The sequence below is a fragment of the Methylobacterium jeotgali genome (assembly GCF_022179345.1).
Classification (GTDB): Bacteria; Pseudomonadota; Alphaproteobacteria; order Rhizobiales; family Beijerinckiaceae; genus Methylobacterium; species Methylobacterium jeotgali.
This window is the reverse complement of sequence record NZ_BPQR01000033.1, coordinates 21,858-37,183: the sequence shown is the minus strand read 5'-3', so window position 1 is coordinate 37,183 and position 15,326 is coordinate 21,858. Positions and strand designations below refer to the sequence as shown.

Annotated in this window: 17 protein-coding genes; 6 read left to right on the top strand and 11 right to left on the bottom strand. The window is 72.8% G+C overall.

Going from position 1 to position 15,326, the window contains the following annotated elements; genetic code table 11:
• Positions 1–49 precede the first annotated feature (49 nt).
• The 4 genes from MFF04_RS10285 to MFF04_RS10270 form a co-directional block, all read right to left on the bottom strand.
• A complete protein-coding gene (locus MFF04_RS10285) occupies positions 50–757 on the bottom strand; it encodes an LptA/OstA family protein (protein ID WP_238275574.1) in 708 nt (235 codons plus the stop codon).
• Positions 754–1,503 (bottom strand): lipopolysaccharide-assembly, LptC-related protein, encoded by a 750-nt coding sequence (locus tag MFF04_RS10280; protein WP_238275573.1) that lies wholly within the window; start codon positions 1,501–1,503, stop codon positions 754–756. Before MFF04_RS10280 ends, MFF04_RS10285 begins: the two co-directional genes overlap by 4 nt.
• A gap of 198 nt (positions 1,504–1,701) precedes the next feature.
• Positions 1,702–2,322: a ribonuclease D gene (locus MFF04_RS10275; protein ID WP_238275571.1), complete on the bottom strand. Its 621-nt coding sequence runs from the start codon at positions 2,320–2,322 to the stop codon at positions 1,702–1,704.
• A gap of 100 nt (positions 2,323–2,422) precedes the next feature.
• Positions 2,423–2,788: a ComEA family DNA-binding protein gene (locus MFF04_RS10270; protein WP_238275569.1), complete on the bottom strand. Its 366-nt coding sequence runs from the start codon at positions 2,786–2,788 to the stop codon at positions 2,423–2,425.
• 266 nt (positions 2,789–3,054) lie between these two features.
• On the opposite strand from MFF04_RS10270, the gene MFF04_RS10265 reads away from it, so the two are divergent.
• On the top strand, positions 3,055–3,330 hold the full coding sequence (locus MFF04_RS10265) for a hypothetical protein (protein WP_238275567.1): 276 nt from the start codon (positions 3,055–3,057) through the stop codon (positions 3,328–3,330).
• 181 nt (positions 3,331–3,511) lie between these two features.
• Positions 3,512–3,700: a 50S ribosomal protein L32 gene (rpmF, locus tag MFF04_RS10260; RefSeq protein ID WP_003601373.1), complete on the top strand. Its 189-nt coding sequence runs from the start codon at positions 3,512–3,514 to the stop codon at positions 3,698–3,700.
• Between the two features lie 114 nt (positions 3,701–3,814).
• On the opposite strand, the gene MFF04_RS10255 is transcribed toward rpmF, so the two are convergent.
• Positions 3,815–4,063 carry a hypothetical protein gene (locus tag MFF04_RS10255; RefSeq protein ID WP_164050974.1) on the bottom strand — a complete coding sequence of 83 codons (249 nt, stop codon included), beginning with the start codon at positions 4,061–4,063 and terminating at the stop codon, positions 3,815–3,817.
• Positions 4,064–4,175: 112 nt separating this feature from the next.
• Complete coding sequence (gene phaR / locus MFF04_RS10250; protein WP_238275583.1) at positions 4,176–4,757, bottom strand: polyhydroxyalkanoate synthesis repressor PhaR; 582 nt, start codon at positions 4,755–4,757, stop codon at positions 4,176–4,178.
• 295 nt (positions 4,758–5,052) lie between these two features.
• Here phaR and MFF04_RS10245 point away from each other — a divergent pair, with 295 nt between their 5' ends.
• Positions 5,053–6,237, top strand: a complete 1,185-nt coding sequence (locus MFF04_RS10245) for an acetyl-CoA C-acetyltransferase (RefSeq protein WP_283206360.1) — start codon at positions 5,053–5,055, stop codon at positions 6,235–6,237.
• 165 nt (positions 6,238–6,402) lie between these two features.
• Positions 6,403–7,131, top strand: a complete 729-nt coding sequence (gene phbB, locus MFF04_RS10240; RefSeq protein WP_238275565.1) for an acetoacetyl-CoA reductase — start codon at positions 6,403–6,405, stop codon at positions 7,129–7,131.
• A gap of 6 nt (positions 7,132–7,137) precedes the next feature.
• Here phbB and MFF04_RS10235 read toward each other — a convergent pair whose 3' ends face one another.
• The gene (locus MFF04_RS10235; RefSeq protein ID WP_238275564.1) at positions 7,138–8,031 is read right to left on the bottom strand and encodes a LysR family transcriptional regulator; all 894 of its coding nucleotides are present in this window, start codon (positions 8,029–8,031) and stop codon (positions 7,138–7,140) included.
• 99 nt (positions 8,032–8,130) lie between these two features.
• On the opposite strand from MFF04_RS10235, the gene MFF04_RS10230 reads away from it, so the two are divergent.
• Complete coding sequence (locus tag MFF04_RS10230) at positions 8,131–9,123, top strand: aldo/keto reductase (protein ID WP_238275563.1); 993 nt, start codon at positions 8,131–8,133, stop codon at positions 9,121–9,123.
• 19 nt (positions 9,124–9,142) lie between these two features.
• Here the strand turns inward: MFF04_RS10230 and MFF04_RS10225 are convergent, their stop codons facing one another.
• From MFF04_RS10225 to MFF04_RS10215, 3 genes are read right to left on the bottom strand one after another with little or no spacing between them, the layout of a single operon-like run.
• Positions 9,143–9,610, bottom strand: a complete 468-nt coding sequence (locus MFF04_RS10225) for a cupin domain-containing protein (protein WP_238275562.1) — start codon at positions 9,608–9,610, stop codon at positions 9,143–9,145.
• Positions 9,611–9,638: 28 nt separating this feature from the next.
• Positions 9,639–10,589 carry a hypothetical protein gene (locus MFF04_RS10220; RefSeq protein ID WP_238275561.1) on the bottom strand — a complete coding sequence of 317 codons (951 nt, stop codon included), beginning with the start codon at positions 10,587–10,589 and terminating at the stop codon, positions 9,639–9,641.
• Positions 10,586–10,888: a hypothetical protein gene (locus tag MFF04_RS10215; protein ID WP_238275560.1), complete on the bottom strand. Its 303-nt coding sequence runs from the start codon at positions 10,886–10,888 to the stop codon at positions 10,586–10,588. The genes MFF04_RS10220 and MFF04_RS10215 overlap by 4 nt, the downstream gene beginning before the upstream one ends.
• 169 nt (positions 10,889–11,057) lie before the next feature.
• On the opposite strand from MFF04_RS10215, the gene MFF04_RS10210 reads away from it, so the two are divergent.
• Positions 11,058–14,003 carry a phosphoenolpyruvate carboxylase gene (locus tag MFF04_RS10210; protein ID WP_238275558.1) on the top strand — a complete coding sequence of 982 codons (2,946 nt, stop codon included), beginning with the start codon at positions 11,058–11,060 and terminating at the stop codon, positions 14,001–14,003.
• Positions 14,004–14,019: 16 nt separating this feature from the next.
• Here MFF04_RS10210 and MFF04_RS21930 read toward each other — a convergent pair whose 3' ends face one another.
• Positions 14,020–15,324: a hypothetical protein gene (locus MFF04_RS21930; RefSeq protein WP_283206359.1), complete on the bottom strand. Its 1,305-nt coding sequence runs from the start codon at positions 15,322–15,324 to the stop codon at positions 14,020–14,022.
• Between the last annotated feature and the right edge of the window lie 2 nt (positions 15,325–15,326).

The following is a 15,326-nucleotide window of genomic DNA, read 5'->3' as shown; positions in this document are numbered from 1 at the left end:
GCCGTCCGGCGCGCCGGACCGGCGAGAGATCGGCACGGCAGCGGTCAACCTAGTTCGCCTGCGCCCGGGCGGCGGCGCCCTCTCCGGGCTTCTCGGCGGGCTTGGTGTCCTTCTTGGCCGCGGTCGGCGGCGGCGGGCAGCCCTTGCCGGCACCGGGCTTGTCGCCCTTCTCGCCGGGCACGAACAGGGCCGAGACGCGCCCGCCCGCCACCGGATCCATGTTCGCCCGGCCGGTGGTCATGTCGTAGACGAGGCGCGAGCCGCGGGTGACGTTCTGGCACTGGCTGAGCACGACGTTGCCGGTGAGCACGATGCGCTTGGCCGCCTGGTCGAACACGGCGTTGTCGCCGGTGGCGACCTGGTCCTTCTGCACGACGGTCACGGGGCCGGCGCACTCGACCTTCTGGATACCGTTCTCGCCCATGGCGGCGGCGCCGCCTGCGGTGTCGGTCTCGGGCTTGGGGTCCTTGGCCGCCTCCTTGCCCTCCTTGCCGCGCTTGTAGTGCACGGTCATGGTCGAGCAGCGGATGGTGCTGTCGCCCTGCACGGCGACGACGTTGCCGGCGAACACCGCCTTGTTCTCGCGGTCGAACACGTCGAGGCGGTCGGCGTCGATCTTGATCGGCTCCTTGCCGCCGCCGCCGAACGCGCCGAGGCCGGCGTCCTTCTTGGCCGCCGGCGCGGCCGGCTTCTCGGCGAGCGCCGGGGCGGCGCAGAGGAGCGCGGCGGCGAGGGCGAGGGGCAGGCGCAGGCTCACGGGCGACCGTCCGACGGCTCGGCGGAGGAGGTGAGGACGCGGGGCGTCTCCGCGACCTTCTCGGGCGCCGCCTTCTGCGTGCCCTTGGGCTCGCCGTGGAACACCGCGTGGACGTTTCCGACGAAGGAGATCACCCGGCCGTTGTCGACCACGTCGAGGGTGTCGCCGACGACCGAGCCGCTCGGCACCGTGACGGTGACGCTCTCCTGCGAGCGGATGGTGCCGGCCTTGAAGTCGACCGAGGCCGATTTCAGCCGCGCCTCCTCGCCCTTGTCGGTCCAGAGGCGGATGTCCTTGTGCAGGTCGAGGGCTTCGCGGCTCGTGTCGAACAGGCCGCCGGCCGCCTCCAGGCGGGCGATGCCGCCCTTCTCGTCGGTGGCGATGTGGCCGCGCATGGTCTCGAGCTCGACGAGGCTCGGCTTGCGCATGTCCTGAAGGGCGGCGTTCGCCGTCACCTCGTAGCCGCGCTCGCCCTTCTTGAAGCCGGAGAGGCGCGGGTTCTCCATGCGCACCTTGGTGCCGGAGAGGGTGACCGGCCCGAGCTCGACGTTCGGAAGGCTGGCGCGGAAGGGATTGAACAGGGCGCCCGCAAGCGCCAGCACGGCGCCGCCGGCGAGCACCGGCAGGATCAGGCGCAGGCGCCGGACACGGCTGCTGTGGCCGCGCGCGCGGGCGTGGGCCTTCCGGCGGCGGGCGTCGGCCACGCCCGTCGGCATCCCTGTCTCGACGGCCTCGAGCACCTGCATGACATTCCCGAGAAGCCGGTCCGCGCCCCCCGCCGCACGACCGGAACCGATGGCCGGCCCCTGACGGGCCGATGCCGGAGCGCGGGAATGCCCGGCTCCGGTGGCGAAGTTATGGCCTGAGCGTTTCGGATTCTTCAACCACCGGCCGCATCGATGCGGCCGTGGCGCAGTGCGCAGGTCGGCTCCCTGAGCGCGCCCTCAGGAGTGCGCGAAAATGTCGGTCTCGGCCCAGCCGCCGAGGTCGAGCCGGGCGCGGGTCGGCAGGAACGCGAAGCAGCTCTGCGCGATCTCGCTCCGGCCTTCGCGCGCCAGCATGGCGTCGAGCCGGTCGCGGGCGGCGTGGAGATGGAGCACGTCGGAGGCCGCGTAGTCGAGCTGCGCCTGGGTCAGGGTCTCGGCGCCCCAGTCCGAGGATTGCTGCTGCTTCGAGAGATCGGCGCCGACGAGCTCGCGGACCACGTCCTTGAGCCCGTGCCGGTCGGTGTAGGTGCGGGCGAGCTTCGAGGCGATCTTGGTGCAGTAGACCGGGGCCGTCATCACCCCGAAGCGGTGGAACAGCACCGCCACGTCGAAGCGGGCGAAGTGGAAGATTTTCTGGACATCCGGGTCGGCAAGGACGCGGACCAGGTTCGGCGCCTCGGTGCCGGGCAGGATCTGCACGAGGTCGGCCTCGCCGTCTCCTCGCGAGATCTGCACGACGCAGAGACGGTCGCGCAGGGGGTTGAGGCCGAGCGTCTCGGTGTCGACGGCGATCGCGGGGCCCGGCGCGTAGTCGGCGGGCAGGTCGCCCCTGTGGAGGCGGATGGCGGGTGCGGGCATGTCGGGGGAACTCGTGAGGGCTCCCCGCGCCTAGCACCCGCGCCAGCGCAGCGGCAAGCGGCGGAGACGGCCGGTGACCGGCCGCCTCCGCATCATCGGATCACTTCTGCTTGGCGATGATCTTGTCCTTGATGCCGTCATAGACGTTCTGCGGGATGACCTTCTTGTGCAGGAGGTCGTCCTTGCCCTTGTAGGGGCGGCCCTTGATGATCGCCTCGGAGCGGGCGGCGCCGATGCCGGGGAGCGCGTCGAGCTCCTCCTTGCTGGCGCTGTTGATGTCGAGGAGCGTCCCCTTGGCGGCGTTCGGGGAGCCGGCGACGGGCGCGCTCGGGCTCGCGGGGGCGGTCGGCGGGGGCGCCGCGGGCTTGGTCGGGGCGGAGGGGCTCGGCGTCTGCGCCAGGGCCGGCGCGGCGGCGAGGCAGGCGAGAACCGCGAGGGTGCGGAGCCAGGGCTTGCGAGTCGTCATGGGCTGTCGTCTCCCGAGGACCCCGCGAATGCAGCGGGGCCGACGGAGGCAGACTGGGTCTCGCCACTTGAACCGCGGCTTAATGCTTCGCTCAGGCGGATGAAAGCTTGGGTCGCGGACGTGCTTTCATCGGGTGCCCCTCGTCGAGCCGTCGGAGAAGGGCACGGGCGCCGGGCGCATTTCGGATGAAGTTCGGCTCAGCTTCTGGTATACCAGATTCCAAATTGAAGGATCGGCACTCTCGATGGTGCCGGAGGGTCGGACAGATGGGTCGCGCCGCGCCGCACGAAGTGATCACCAGCGCCGTCGAGCGAACCTTCCACGCGGACGGGCGCCCGCGCGCACGGGTGTGCCTGACGGTTCGCGACAACGAGACGGATCGCACCGGCTGGTCGATCTGGATCGCCGTCGAGGGGGACGGGGACCGGGTGGAGTCCTTGGCGCGGCAGGAGCTTCGCCGCATGGGCGACATGGACATCGCGACAGGCCCGGCGAAGCCGCCACGTTCCAAGCGGGCCCCGAAATACTGGCAGGTCTACTGAGACGGCCCGAACCACCGAGACCCGAGACGTCCCCGCTTTCCCGACGCTCTAGCCAGACGCCCCCGCCGCCGCTATAAGCGCCGCCTCGAATCCGGTCCGCAAGCGGTGCCGAGGCGTCCCCTCCGAGGAGGCGGGGTCCGCCCGGCGCCCTTTTGCCGTCCCGCACCTACAGGATCCCGCCATGGCCGTTCCGAAGCGAAAGACCTCTCCCTCCCGCCGCGGCATGCGCCGATCGGCCGACGCCCTCAAGGCGCCGACCTACGTGGAGGACAAGGACTCCGGCGAGCTGCGCCGCCCCCACCACATCGACCTCAAGACCGGCATGTACCGGGGCCGTCAGGTCCTCAAGGTGAAGTCCGCCGAGGCGTAAGCCTTTCGGGCAGCGCTCCGATCGTCCGATTCGGGCGGGGCGCGTCCCCTTCGGCCGGATCGGCGGGTTCGCGCCCGATGATGGCGCGGCAGCCCGGACCCCTTTACCTTCGGATCAGGCGAGAAGCTTGGCGGCCTGCGCGTAGAGCGCAGCGGCCGAGCGCGTGCGCGCGGGCCGCGAGGTCTGGAGCGTCGGGTCCCGCCCCACCATCAGCTGCGTGACGAAGCCGGCCATCGGCCGCGCCCGCGGGGCCGGCGCGGGGGCTTCCTGCCGTGCGCCGCCGGCGACGAGGGTCAGCGCGCGGGTCCCGTTCGAGGACGCCCGCCCGCTCTCTTCCACCGATTCCGTGCCGGATCGCTCCATCGGCCCCATGCCCGACCGCCTCATGCGGTGCGAGGCGCAAACGTGGGGCCGGCGTTAAGGGTTCGTCAACCTTTGTGTGACGTGCGCGGCGGGCGGCGCGGATTCCCGCGGCCTACTTGCGCGCCAGCGCCTCCAGGCGCTGCTGCATCTCGGCCATCTGGCGCTTGAGATCGTCGAGGTCGCTGCCCGGGGCCGGGGCCGCGGCGGGCTGGGACGCGCCGGGCGCGACGCCGCCGGGGAAGGCCGTGAACATCTTCATGGCGTCGCCGAAGAAGCTCATGTTGGCCCGCACCTGCTGCTCGATGGCGTGCTGGAACGCCTGCGGCCCGAAGCTCTGCGAGAGCTTCTCGCGCAGGCCGTCCTGATCGCGGGCGAAGTTCGCCACCGAGAACTCGAGGAAGCTCGGCACCATGGTGCGCATCGAGTCGCCGTAGAAGCGGATGAGCTGGCGCAGGAAGGCGACGGGCAGGAGGTTGTCCTCACCGGCCTTGTTCTCCTGCTCGAAGATGATCTGCGCGAGCACCGAGCGGGTGATGTCGTCGCCCGAGCGCGCATCGTAGACGACGAAGTCCTCGCCGCCCTGGACCATGGTCGCGAGGTCCTCCAGCGTCACGTAGGTCGAGGTGCCGGTGTGATAGAGGCGCCGGTTGGCGTACTTCTTGATGACCGTCTGCTGGGCCTTGTTGTCCGCCATCTTCGGGGCCTCTCGCAGTGCGGTCATGTCGGGCGTCGTCCCTCGGGAACCGTCTCGCGCGGAAAGCCCCGGACCGGAATGTTAGAGCTTTCGCAGCGCCGCGAAAACACTGCGGCACCGCCCATCCACGCAGAATAGTGCCAATCCGTTGCGTCGCAAAACGCTTTCCGTCACCGGCGGGGCGGCGACACTCCTTGACTTGGGCCCAGGCAGCGCTTTCATCGCCCGGACGGCAGTAGAGTGCGCGGAAGAAACTGCGCCCGCCGCGAGAGGAGAACGTCTCATGTCAGCTCAGGTGTCGGGTCAGGAGGACATCGTGATCGTCGGCGCGGCGCGCACGGCCGTCGGCTCGTTCGGAGGTGCCTTCGCCAGCACGCCCGCCCACGAGCTCGGCAAGGTGGCGATCAAGGCGGCGCTGGAGCGCGCCGGCGTCTCTCCAGACGATGTGGACGAGGTGATCTTCGGTCAGGTGCTCACCGCGGGCGCCGGCCAGAACCCGGCCCGCCAGGCCGCCATCGGCGCCGGCATCCCCGAGAAGGCCACCGCCTGGGGCCTCAACCAGGTCTGCGGCTCGGGGCTGCGCACCGTCGCGGTCGGCATGCAGCAGATCCAGAACGGCGACGCCAAGGTGATCGTGGCCGGCGGCCAGGAGTCGATGTCGCTCTCTCCCCACGCCCAGTACCTGCGCGGCGGCCAGAAGATGGGCGACGTGAAGCTCGTCGACACCATGATCAAGGACGGTCTCTGGGACGCCTTCAACGGCTACCACATGGGCACCACCGCCGAGAACGTGGCCCAGGCCTTCCAGCTCACCCGCGAGCAGCAGGACGCCTTCGCCGCCCGCTCCCAGAACAAGGCCGAGGCCGCCCGTAAGGAGGGCCGCTTCAAGGAGGAGATCGTGCCCGTCACCGTGCCGGGCCGGAAGGGCGACACCATCGTCGACACCGACGAGTACATCCGCGACGGCGCCACGGCGGAGGCGATGGCCAAGCTGAAGCCCGCCTTCTCGAAGGACGGCACCGTGACCGCGGGCAACGCGTCGGGCCTCAACGACGGCGCCGCGGCGATCGTGCTGATGTCGGCCTCCGAGGCCGAGCGCCGGGGCATCAAGCCGCTCGCGAAGATCGTCTCCTGGGCCACCGCCGGCGTCGACCCGAAGGTGATGGGCACCGGCCCGATCCCGGCCTCCCGCAAGGCTCTCGACAAGGCCGGCTGGAAGCCCTCCGACCTCGACCTGATCGAGGCCAACGAGGCCTTCGCCGCCCAGGCGCTCGCCGTGAACAAGGACATGGGCTGGGACGACGACAAGGTGAACGTCAACGGCGGCGCCATCGCCATCGGCCACCCGATCGGGGCGTCGGGCGCCCGCGTCCTCGTCACGCTGCTCCACGAGCTGAAGCGCCGCGACGGCAAGAAGGGTCTCGCGACCCTCTGCATCGGCGGCGGCATGGGCGTCGCCATGTGCGTCGAGCGCGTCTGAGCGCGGACCTCCCCGCCCCTCGGCCAAATTCGACTTGAGTCGGGGGCCAAGCGATTTCGCGTGCGGACGCCATCCGTGCGCGGCAATGAGGGGACGAGGCCGGAGCCCGACGGGCATCCGGCTCGCCCCCCGAGAACCGTTCTCGAAGAACACCGGAGGAAACCCATGTCTCAGCAACGCGTCGCCCTGGTCACGGGCGGGACGCGCGGCATCGGCGCCGCGATCTCCAAGGGCCTCAAGGCCAAGGGCTACAAGGTGGCCGCCAACTACGGCGGCAACGACGAGGCGGCCAACGCCTTCAAGACCGAGACCGGCATCCCGGTCTTCAAGTTCGACGTCGGCGACTACGCGAGCTGCGAGGCCGGCATCAAGGCGATCGAGGCCGAGCTCGGCCCCGTCGACATCCTCGTGAACAACGCCGGCATCACCCGCGACGGCGCCTTCCACAAGATGAGCTTCGAGAAGTGGCAGGCGGTGATCCGCACCAACCTCGACTCGGCCTTCACGGTGACGCGCCCGGTCATCGAGGGCATGCGCGAGCGCGGCTTCGGCCGCATCATCCTGATCTCGTCGATCAACGGCCAGAAGGGCCAGGCGGGGCAGACCAACTACTCCGCGGCCAAGGCCGGCGTCGTCGGCTTCGCCAAGGCGCTGGCGCAGGAGAGCGCCTCGAAGGGCATCACCGTCAACGTGGTGGCGCCGGGCTACATCGCCACCGAGATGGTGATGGCGGTGCCCGAGGACATCCGCAACAAGATCATCTCGACGATCCCCACCGGCCGCCTCGGCGAGGCCGAGGAGATCGCCCGCGCCGTCGAGTACCTCGCGGCGGAGGATTCGGGCTTCGTCACCGGCTCGACCCTGACCATCAACGGCGGCCAGTACTTCACCTGAGCGCCCTCAGCTGCGGGCCTTCACGAAGTCGATGAAGGCCCGCAGCGGCGCCGGGGTGTGGCGCCGGCTCGGATAGTACAGGAACGGCCCTGAGAAGCTCTGGGCCCACGCCTCCAGGACCGGCACGAGGCCGCCGGCCGCGAGCGCCTCCCTCAGATACTCCTCGAAGCTGCGCACCAGGCCGAGCCCGGCGACCGCCGCCGCCACCTGGAGATCGGGCGAGCCCGCGACCAGCGGCCCCGTCGGCGCCAGCCGGATCGTCTCGCCGTCCCGCTCGAACTCCCACTGCGCCGTGACGCCGCTGGCGAAGCGGTGGCGGATGCAGGCGTGGCCGAGGAGGTCGCGGGGATGGCCCGGCACCCCGCGCCCGGCGAGGTAGGCGGGGCTCGCGGCGAGCACGAAGCGCTGCACCCGCGGCCCGATCGGCACCGCTACCATGTCGCGGGCGAGATGCTCCTCGTAGCGGATGCCCGCATCGAAGCCCGCCGCGATCACGTCGATGAAGGTGTCGTTGGCCTCGACCTCGAGGACGATGCCGGGATGCGCGGCGAGGAAGGGGATCGCGATCCCCGGCAGGATGTGGCGCGTCACCACGGTCGGCGCGCTGATCCGCAGGGTCCCGCGCGGGCTGTCGCGAAACCCGTTCACCGCGTCGACCGCCTGCGCGATCTCGCTGACCAGTGGCCCGAGCCGGTCGAGGAGGTGGCGGCCGGCCTCCGTGGGCGTCAGGCTGCGGGTGGTGCGGTTGAGGAGGCGCACCCCGAGCCGGGTCTCGAGCCGGCGCAGGGCCTCGCTGAGGCTCGAGGGCGAGACGCCCCTCAGGCGCGCCGCCCCCCGGACGCTTCCGGCCCGGGCCACCGCCACGAAGGCGTCGAGGTCGCCGAGATCGGGATCGGGCATCGTGCGGAAATCCGAACGCCTCGTGCGTGAAAGACCAGCTTATCGCACGCCGCGTCCGGCGGCATATGCCTGCCCATCGAAAGGCACAGGAGAATCGCGATGGAGCACAGGCAACTCGGCCGCACCGGCCCCCAGGTCTCGGCCTTCGGCCTCGGATGCATGGGGATGTCGGGCATGTACGGCCCCTCCGACCGCGCGGAGAGCCTCGCGACCCTCGACGCGGCGATCGAGGCCGGCATCACGCTCCTCGACACCGGCGACTTCTACGGCATGGGCCACAACGAGCTGCTGATCGCCGAGGGCCTGAAGGGGCGCCGCGACCGGGTGCGGCTCAGCGTCAAGTTCGGGGCGCAGCGGGCCCCGGACGGCGCCTGGATCGGCTTCGACGGCCGGCCTTCGGCGGTGAAGACCTCGGCCGCCTACTCGCTCCAGCGGCTCGGTACCGACCATATCGATATCTACCGGCCAGCCCGCCTCGACCCGAACGTGCCGATCGAGGAGACGATCGGCGCCTGCGCCGACCTCGTGGCCGCCGGCTACGTGCGCCATATCGGCCTCTCCGAGGTCGGCGCCGAGACGATCCGCCGGGCCGCCGCCGTCCACCCGATCGCCGACCTCCAGATCGAGTACTCGCTGATCTCCCGCGGTCTTGAGGGGCCGATCCTCGAGACCTGCCGCGAACTCGGCATCGCGGTGACCGCCTACGGGGTCCTCTCCCGCGGGCTCATCAGCGGGCACTGGTCGAAGGCGCGCGGGACGGAGGGCGGCGACTTTCGCGCGGCGAGCCCGCGCTTCCAGGAGGGGAACATCGACGCCAACCTCGCCCTCGTCGAGACGCTGCGCGGGGTGGCGCAGGCCAGGGGCGTGAGCGTCGTCCAGCTCGCCATCGCCTGGGTGGCCGCGCAGGGGCGGGACATCGTGCCCGTGATCGGCGCCCGCACCCGGGAGCGCCTGTCCGAGGCGCTCGGCGCCCTCGACGTGTCGCTGACGCCCGACGACCTCGCGACGATCGAGGCGGCGGTGCCGAAGGGCGCAGCCTCCGGCGAGCGCTACGCGGCGGCTCAGATGAGCCACCTCGACAGCGAGCGCTGAGCGGCCTCCGGGCGCGCCTCTAGCGCGGGGTCGGGCGCCAGTCCGGCGGGGCCATCTCGAAGCCCTCGAAGCGGAAGGCCGGCGAGACGGTGCAGCCGACGAGGGTCCAGGCCCCGAGGCTCGTCGCCGTCTGCCAGTGTCCGGCGGGCACCACGAGCTGGGGCCGCTGGCCGCGGGCGAGATCGGGCCCGAGATGGTGCGCGGAGGCGTCGTGCCCGTTCGGGCTCACCGTGAGCACCAGCGGCGCCCCGGCGTGCCAATGCCAGATCTCGGCCGCGTCGACCCGGTGCCAATGGGAGGTCTCGCCGACGTCGAGCAGGTAGTAGATCGCGCTGCCGACCGAGCGGCCCTCGACCTCGCGCGGATCGCGGAAGGTCTCGCGGTAGTGCCCACCCTCCGGATGGGGCTGCAGGCCGAGCCGCGCGATCACCTCGGCCGCGCTCGGGCCGCCACCGGTTCCCGACATCGCCATGGGGTCCTCTCGCATGGGGTCCTCCTCTCGGCTGCTGGCCCGGCTACTCGGCGACGGCCCCTTGCGGAAGCCTGAAGCCCGGCGGCACCTTCGGGGCGGCGGCCTTGCGGGGCTCGCTCCGCGATCCCTCGGCCTTCGGCACATCCCCCTTCGATGCGTCTCCCCTCGACGCGTCTCCCTTGCCGGCGGACCGGGCGGCAGGCTTGCGGGCCGCCTCGGGCGGGGGCGCCTTCACGGCGGGCGCCTCGGTGCAGGCGCGGAAGCTCAGGCGGGCGAGCGTCTCGCCGGCCTCCGAGACAATGGTTAGTGTCGGGGGCAGCAGAGGCAGCGCGGCCTCCCAGCGCACGGAGCCGCCGAGCTGCGCCTCGAGGGCGGACGGCGCCGGTCCCCGGCGCAGGGCGTCGAACTCCGGCCCGAAGGCGGTGGCGGACTTGCCGCCGATCGTGACCTGGAGGACGCGGGTCACGTCCGGGGTGAGGGGACGCAGCGGGTTCTCGACCTCGATCCTGCCCAGCCGGGTAACGTGGGCGGAGAAATTCTTGGCGCCCTCGTAGAGCGCCGCCTGCGCGCCGCAGGCCGAGGGGGGCTCGGCGGGCGGGGGCGCCGAGACGGCGGCCGGCGTCGGCGCGGGCGGTGCGGAGGCCGGCTCCGAGGGCCCGGGAGAGGGCGCCGGTGCGGGCGCGGCCTTCGCGGCCGGCTTCGGGGCAGGCTTCGGCTTGCGGGCCGGCGGCTTCGCCTCGCCGGGCTCGGCCGGTGCGGTCTCCGCCGCCGCCGGGGTCTCCTGGGAGGATGGGCCCTGCGCGGCCGGCGCCTGCTTCCGGGCAGGGGGCTTCGGGCGCGGCGCGGGCCGCGTGTTCAGGCGCAGCTCCGGCACCTCCTCCGCGGGCGCGCCCGTTCCGGCATCCTGCGCCATCGCGCTCCCCGTCGCCGCGAGGAACGCCGTCAGAGCGAGGACGGGCAGGGGGGCGCGATGGCCTCGCAGGGGCAGGCTCATGCGCCCCGCGGCCTCCCGGCATCGGGAGCAGGCTGCGCCTCCAGGTCGATGGTCATGCCGGCCTGCCCGCCGCGAAACCCGTGATCCGCCTCGTCCCGCAGCGACGGCGCGGTCTCCGCGGAGCGGTCGATGGGGCTCGGGGGCCGCCCGACATCGCCGAGCAGCAGCGCCTCGTCGCCCTCGTCGAGGTCGTTGGCGAGCCGCATCGGCGGCCGGCGGCCGCGCGCGGCCATGGCCGCGACCGTCGCCCCCGCCACGACGATCGCCGCGAACGCGGCCAGGATCAGCACGATCTCCATCGCGCCGACCGATACAGGATGCGGCGCCCGCTTGCACCCGTCGCAAGCGGCACCGGCCGGGAGAAGCCCGGAACGGACCTTGCGTCCGAGAGCCAGGAACGCGACACCGTCGCGCGACGCCCGTTTTGGTCGGCTGTCGACCAACGCCTCTCGAACCCGGACCCCGCCCATGGACGAGACCAGCGCGCCCCGCGAGGGCCTCCTGCCGGCTTCCCGCCCGGCCGAGCCGCGCCGCCCGGAGGCCGCGGCACTCGACGGCACGGATGCCGTCGCCTCGCTGGAGCGCAGCCTCATCGGCCTCGTCGAGAGCTCGCGGGAGCAGTCGAGCGAGGACCCGTTCCGCAACCCCGTCCTCGCCGTCACCCTGGCGATCACCAAGCAGCTCGATCGCGGCGGCATCGGCGCCGACGACCTCGACGCCCTTTTCGTGCGCCTGCGGGCGCGGGCGCTCGCCGAGCGGGCGGAGCGGCTGCGGGCCTATGTCGGCCTCGACGAGGGCGAGGACGTGCGCGCCCTCCCCGGTCGCCTCGTCGACGGCGTGCCGCGCAAGTCCGGCGACTTCGAATCGCTTGCCGACCTCGTCTCCCGCACCGCCTTCGCGGTGGTGTTCACGGCCCATCCGACCTTCGGCATGCCCCGCGCCGTGGCGAGCCGCCTGGCGCAGGCGGCCTCCGGCGGCAGCGAGGCCGAGCGCGCGCCCGCCATCCGCGAGGCCGCCCGGCTCTCGACGCGCCCCGACGCGAACATCCGCCTCGACGACGAGTTCGACCAGGCCTGCATCGCCGCCAACAACGGCCGCGAGGCCCTCGACGCCTTCAACGGCGCCCTCCTCGACGCCGCCCGTGCCCGCTGGCCGGACCGCTGGGGCGAGCTCGTGCCCCGCCCCTTCGCCATCGCCTCATGGGTCGGCTGCGACACGGACGGGCGCACCGACATCGGCTGGTGGGACACCCTGCGCTACCGGCTCGAATCGAAGCGGATGCAGTTCGACCGGGTGCTGCGCCAGCTCCCCGACATCCCCGCCACGGGCGTCGTGCGAGGGCTCGCCGGGAACGCGCTGGCCGCGGTCAACCGCCAGCTCGCCGTGGCCCCGCGCCTCGGCGACAAGCCGTCTCTGGAAGCGGTACACCGCTTCGCGCTCGCCCTCATCATCGAGCGCGAGCGCGCCCAGACCGATGCCGGGGCGCTGCTCGCGGGCCTCGCCGCAGCGCTGACCGCTGCTGAGAGCGAGGCGGACAAGCGCGCCATCGCCGTGCTGCGGGCGGGAGTGGCCACCCACGGCCTCTCGAACGCCCTGCCGCATTTCCGGCTCAACGCCACGCAGATCCACAACGCCGTGCGCCGGGTCATCGACGTCGAGGGCGAGCCGACCGACGCCGGCCAGCGCCGCTCGCACCTCGCCACCATCCACGCGCTCCTCAACGACGTCGAGGAGGTCGCCGTCGATTTCGGGTCGCTGGCCGCCGAGCGCGCCTCGGCCGCCCGGCTGATGATGACGATCACCCAGATCCTCAAGCACGTCGACGGCACCCACCCGGTGCGCTTCCTCATCGCCGAGACCGAGACCGGCTACACCCTGCTCGCCGCCCTCTGGCTCGCCCGCCACTACGGCATCGCCGACCGCATCGAGATCACGCCGCTCTTCGAGACCGCCTCCGCCCTGGAGCAGGGCATCCGCGTCCTCGACGACGCGCTCCGCAACCCTCACTGGCGGGCCTACCTGAAGCGGATCGGCCGGCTCACCGTGCAGTTCGGCTACTCGGATTCCGGCCGCTACGTCGGCCAGCTCGCCGCGACCTTCTGGATCGAGCGGCTGCGGCTGCGCCTCACCGAGCTTCTCGTGCAGAACGGCCTCTCCGAGGTCGAGCTGGCGATCTTCGACACCCACGGCGAATCGATCGGCCGGGGCGCGCACCCGACCTCGCTCCATGACCGCCTGGCCTACCTCGCCCCAGAGGACGCGCGGGGGCGGGCGCGGGCGGCCGGCATCCGCGTGCGCCTCGAATCGAGCTTCCAGGGCACCGACGGCTATCTCCTGTTCGGCACGCAGGCGCTCGCCGAGGCGGCGGTCGCCCGCATTGCCGAGCACGTCTACGCCTTCGAGCTGGCCGAGGAGGACGCCTTCCCCGACTACGCCCTCTCGAACGAGGCCGGAACCGACGAGGCCCACGACCCGATCTACCGGGAGGCGGACTTCGCCACCGAGTTCTTCACGATCGTGCGCCAGGACATGCAGGCGCTCGTCGACGATCCCGGCTACGCGGCGCTGCTCGGCACCTTCGGCCCGAGCCTGATCGACCGCACCGGCTCGCGCCCCGTCGCCCGCCAGACCGATGCCGGCGGCCCGGCGATGATCACCCACCCGCGCCAGATGCGGGCGATCCCCAACAACGCCATCCTCCACCAGCTCGGCTACCTCGCGAACTCGCTCCACGGGCTCGGGCGGGCCGCCGGCCGGGCGCCGGACCTGTTCCGCGAGATGCGCCGGGACTCGGCCCGTTTCTCCCGCGCCTTCCGCCTCGTGCAGCACGCGGCGAGCGTCGCCGATCTCGACGTGCTGCGCGCCTATATCGACAGCCTCGATCCGGCGATGTGGCTCGACCGGGCGCGGCGCACCCAGCGGGACGCGCGGCGCGACGAGCTCGTGGTGATCGCCGCCGCCCTCGACCGGCTGAACCTCGCGCCTTCGCTCCGGCGCCTGTTCAGCCGGCTCACCATGGACTGGCTCAGCCTGCACACCGCCGCCCCCGACCTCGGCAAGATGTCGGCGCGGCTGACGCTGCTCCACGCCATCCGCCTCGCCCTGATCCACCGGATCTGGTTCCTGGCCGTCCACATCCCCGGCTTCCGGCCGCAATCGGGCATCACCCGCGAGGCGCTGATCGAGCGCTTCCTGCGCCTCGACATCGAGGGCTGCCTGCAGCTCCTCGAGGACATCTTCCCGGTGACGCCCGACCCGACGCTGGGGCTCAACTTCGGCGAGCCGGCGGGCCCGCGGGACGTCGGCACCTACGAGGCCGAGCACACGGGACTGTTCGAGCCGATCCGGCGGATGTTCGCGCAGGTGCGGGAGATCTCGGGGATGATCCAGCACGAGGTCGGCGCCTTCGGCTGATGCCGGAGGCTGCGGCTCAGCGCTTCCAGACGCCGAGGCGCTCGCTGCGGGCGTGGTCCTCGGCGGCCACCAGCTCCGGGCTCGCCTCGGAGGAGGCGCGGCCGCCGCCGTTGAACAGCACCACCTCGGAGAGGTCGCGGCCCTCGACCTCGCAGAGATAGGTCTCGCTGCCCGGTGCCCGACGGCAGCTCACGGAACGGCCTGCGAGGTAGCGGGTGAGGTCGGCCGCCTGGCCGCCGCGCACCCACTCGACGCCGAACAGGCGCACGAGCTTGCCGCCGATGCGCAGCGTCGCGGTGTCGACCACCTCCGGCCTGCCGACGATGTCGCCGGGGACGGGCGGCGGCGGATCGACGTCCTCGGGGGGCGGCGTCACCGGAACCGGCGCGGGAGCGGGGGGAGCCGGCGGCTTCTCCTCTATCGGCGCGGGAGGTGGGCTCGGCACGATCGCCGTCGACGGTGGCGCAGGCTCGGCGCCGGCCGGAGGCGGGTTGCGGGTCGCCTCGGCGACCGGCTTCGGCGTTTCCGGGACGGGAGCGGGCGCCTGCGTCGCGGGCCGCTGCGGGAGGGCGAGGACGAGCACGCCGACCAGGGCGAGGGCTCCGACGCCGCAGGCCGCGAGAAGCGTGCGAGGGCTCGCGCCCGATCCCAGGCCGCGAAGCGCGGCGGCGCCCTCGCCGGCCTGCCGCGCGGTCTTGCGGGCGGCCCGCTGGGCACCTTCGGCCAGGCGGAGGCTCAACGGGGCGGTGACGGCCCGGCCCGCGGCCTGCCGCTCCGGCACGGCGCGCTCCGCAGCCCGCTCGGGGATCGGGGGCGCGGCCGGGGCCGTCTCAGCCAGTGCGGGTTCGGGGCGCGGCGGAGGGCTCGCGGCGGGAGCGGCCGCCGGACCCGATGGCGCATCGCCGGGCTTGGCCGGGGAGGCCGCCGCGTCCTGTGCCGGCCTTCTCCCGAAGAACCGGGCGGCGACCCGGCGCAGTTCGGCGCCCCGCGGCGGCGCCTCCGGCGCGGCCGGCGCCGTGTTCTCGGCGGGCGCTTCCACCCGCGGCAGGAACAGGGCCGGATGACGCGCCGCCAGCTCGGCGACGAGGTCGTCGAGGGTCATCGGCCGCTCGGGCCCGCCCTCCGCCTCGGGCAGGGTGCGCACGGCTCCATCCCGGTCGACGATCCGGTAGCCGGGCTCGGCCTCGCTCCGGGCCACGCCCGAGCGGACGAGAAGCTCGAGCGTCCGCCGTGCCACGGGCTGAGGACCGCGCGCCGCGACGGCCGCGCCGATCAGTCCCCGCAACCGCTCGCGGCGGGGCTCGATCTCGGTCTCCGGCACCG

Coding starts and splice junctions, on each gene's coding strand:
- MFF04_RS10280 (WP_238275573.1), bottom strand. CDS start 1,503: ATGCAGGTGCTCGAGGCCGTCGAGACAGGGATGCCGACGGGCGTGGCC.
- MFF04_RS10275 (WP_238275571.1), bottom strand. CDS start 2,322: ATGCCCGCACCCGCCATCCGCCTCCACAGGGGCGACCTGCCCGCCGAC.
- MFF04_RS10270 (WP_238275569.1), bottom strand. CDS start 2,788: ATGACGACTCGCAAGCCCTGGCTCCGCACCCTCGCGGTTCTCGCCTGC.
- MFF04_RS10265 (WP_238275567.1), top strand. CDS start 3,055: ATGGGTCGCGCCGCGCCGCACGAAGTGATCACCAGCGCCGTCGAGCGA.
- rpmF (WP_003601373.1), top strand. CDS start 3,512: ATGGCCGTTCCGAAGCGAAAGACCTCTCCCTCCCGCCGCGGCATGCGC.
- MFF04_RS10255 (WP_164050974.1), bottom strand. CDS start 4,063: ATGGAGCGATCCGGCACGGAATCGGTGGAAGAGAGCGGGCGGGCGTCC.
- phaR (WP_238275583.1), bottom strand. CDS start 4,757: ATGGCGGACAACAAGGCCCAGCAGACGGTCATCAAGAAGTACGCCAAC.
- phbB (WP_238275565.1), top strand. CDS start 6,403: ATGTCTCAGCAACGCGTCGCCCTGGTCACGGGCGGGACGCGCGGCATC.
- MFF04_RS10235 (WP_238275564.1), bottom strand. CDS start 8,031: ATGCCCGATCCCGATCTCGGCGACCTCGACGCCTTCGTGGCGGTGGCC.
- MFF04_RS10230 (WP_238275563.1), top strand. CDS start 8,131: ATGGAGCACAGGCAACTCGGCCGCACCGGCCCCCAGGTCTCGGCCTTC.
- MFF04_RS10225 (WP_238275562.1), bottom strand. CDS start 9,610: ATGCGAGAGGACCCCATGGCGATGTCGGGAACCGGTGGCGGCCCGAGC.
- MFF04_RS10220 (WP_238275561.1), bottom strand. CDS start 10,589: ATGAGCCTGCCCCTGCGAGGCCATCGCGCCCCCCTGCCCGTCCTCGCT.
- MFF04_RS10215 (WP_238275560.1), bottom strand. CDS start 10,888: ATGGAGATCGTGCTGATCCTGGCCGCGTTCGCGGCGATCGTCGTGGCG.
- MFF04_RS10210 (WP_238275558.1), top strand. CDS start 11,058: ATGGACGAGACCAGCGCGCCCCGCGAGGGCCTCCTGCCGGCTTCCCGC.